This window comes from Paenibacillus sp. GbtcB18 (assembly GCF_019091125.1).
GTDB lineage: Bacteria > Bacillota > Bacilli > Paenibacillales > NBRC-103111 > Paenibacillus_F > Paenibacillus_F chitinolyticus.
Genome location: NZ_JAGXJX010000189.1, coordinates 1 through 351 on the forward strand (window position 1 = coordinate 1; position 351 = coordinate 351).

Here is a 351-nt window from a genome sequence, read left to right on the forward strand (position 1 = left end):
CGATTGAAATCAGTACGGTGCTGATGCCCAAGAAGTACGTACAGGGCGATACCAAGGAGAGCAACGACCACGACCGCTGGATGCAGGAAACGTTAGGCATCAAGCATAAGGATACCTGGTATCCGGCCAATGATGATCAACATAAGCAAAAGCTGCAGCTTGCGATCGCTTCGGGCGAAAAACTGCCAGACTTCGTATCCGTGCCGACCAATCCGGTTCTGACCAATCAGCTCATCGATTCCGGCCAGTTCATGCCGATTGACGATCTTTTCGACAAGTTCGCCAACAAAATTTTAAAAGAGCATTCCGCCGCGCATCCGGAATTATGGTATCCGTTCACGAGAGAGGGCA

General features: G+C 50.7%; 1 pseudogene. It reads left to right on the forward strand.

The window, feature by feature from the left end:
* A pseudogene (locus KVT34_RS30020) lies at positions 1 to 351 on the forward strand (ABC transporter substrate-binding protein); the annotation flags it as partial.